The organism is Bathymodiolus platifrons methanotrophic gill symbiont (assembly GCF_002189065.1).
In the GTDB taxonomy this organism is placed as follows: domain Bacteria; phylum Pseudomonadota; class Gammaproteobacteria; order Methylococcales; family Methylomonadaceae; genus Methyloprofundus.
Window position 1 is genome coordinate 1 of the sequence record NZ_BDMN01000071.1, and the last position, 1605, is coordinate 1605.

1 protein-coding gene and 1 pseudogene are annotated in these 1605 nt (G+C 46.7%); one reads left to right on the top strand and one right to left on the bottom strand.

Features of this window, described 5'->3' with window-relative positions:
* Window positions 1-211: 211 nt before the first annotated feature.
* Complete coding sequence (locus CDZ78_RS04625) at window positions 212-1303, bottom strand: DUF7619 domain-containing protein (protein WP_373862432.1); 1092 nt, start codon at window positions 1301-1303, stop codon at window positions 212-214.
* Between the two features lie 54 nt (window positions 1304-1357).
* On the opposite strand from CDZ78_RS04625, the pseudogene CDZ78_RS04630 reads away from it, so the two are divergent.
* Window positions 1358-1605 (top strand): annotated as a pseudogene (locus CDZ78_RS04630) (ISAzo13 family transposase); the annotation flags it as partial.

Genomic DNA, 1605 nt, shown 5'->3' on the forward strand with positions numbered 1-1605 from the left:
GCGAATGGGAGATGCCCTGGTCGCCCTGCGTCCGTCTCAACTACGCACAAAACCCTGCTCCGTTAAGACTACCTCAAATGGCTGGACGGCTATTCGGAATGCAATTCTTGCCTCCCTCGCGCGCTACTAGCGCACTTCGGATCAGCGAATTGCCCTGTCGCCTACCAGGGACTAAAAATCATCACTCCGCTTAGGCTCCGTTTCCCTGATTTTAAGCGGATGACAGCGGTGCCGTTTCATTGCTGGTCATGCTGGCTGGATTATGTAGTATCGTACCATCGGCCAGCGGGCTGTTGACAAACACTGCAACGGTCACACTCTTTGGTGGTGCCCCCGCTAGTACCGTGATCGGTGGCCAAGTCACGACACCTCCGGATAGGGTACCGCCATGTGTTGCATAATCAAATGTAACGTCCCCTGGCAGAATATCCGAGATGATCACACCGGTAGCATCACCGGTTCCTACATTTTTATATTCAATTGTGTACAGCACTACATCGCCGGGCTTAACCAGAGTTTTTGAGGCGGTCTTATTCATTTCTAGCACCGGTTCGCTCAATACAGGTACTTGAACCTCATCCTTAACCGCATGTGGGGTTTCGGTGCTGATTATGCTAGCGACATTACTAAGTACAATACCATTTGCCAGTGGTTTATTGACGGTTACCGTCAGGGTGACAGAGCCCTTAGCTCCTGCGGCAACTGAGCCTAGATACCAGATGACTACTCTAGCAGTCGGATCACTACCACCATTGGAGGCAGATTTAAAGGTAACATCAGCGGGTAATAGGTCCTGTAGTATCACATTGGTAGCTGAATCACTGCCCACATTTTCGTAGGCGATAGTGTAGACTAGTTCGTCGCCAGGATTGACGACAGTTTTGGAGGCCGTCTTGGTTAATTTCAGGGCTGCAGTACTGCTGACAATGACATCGTCAAAATCCGACAAATGCGGTATCTCGGCACTGTCAATGGTCGTGACATTATGCAATACAGTGCCATTTTTCAGAGGGCTGTTTACATCGACTGTTACGGTTACCGAGCCATTGGTTCCAGCCGATATATCCGCCAGATTCCAGGTGACTTTTCCATTCACATGGCTTCCGATATTAGAAGCAGATTTGAAGGCGACACCTTTCGGTAGGTCGTCTTCTAGGGTGACGTTGCTGGCAACGCCAGTACCTACATTTTCGTAAGTGATGGTGTAAACCAGTTCATCGCCTGCATTAACGGGATCCTTTGAGCTGGTTTTGCTTAGGAATGTGCACGAAATAACTTCCTGAAGCAGCCAAGCTTGAATAATGAAATATCTCCCCTAAATTAAGGTTATCTTAATTTATTACTCAGTGGTTGTCTTATGTCATTTCCTTATAAAAAAAATATCGAAAAGTCGATGAAGAAATTTTATGACTCACTTTGTGAAAAAAATAAGCGACGGTATGCCGCCATTGAAAGTGAAAAATTATCTCATGGTGGCGTTAACTATATTTCAGCTTTATTAGAGTGTGACCCAAAAACTATCCGCCAAGGAAAAAAAGAACTCACCGAATTAGAACTGGATATAACAGGAATCAGACAACCTGGAGGCGGTCGAAAAAAAAGACC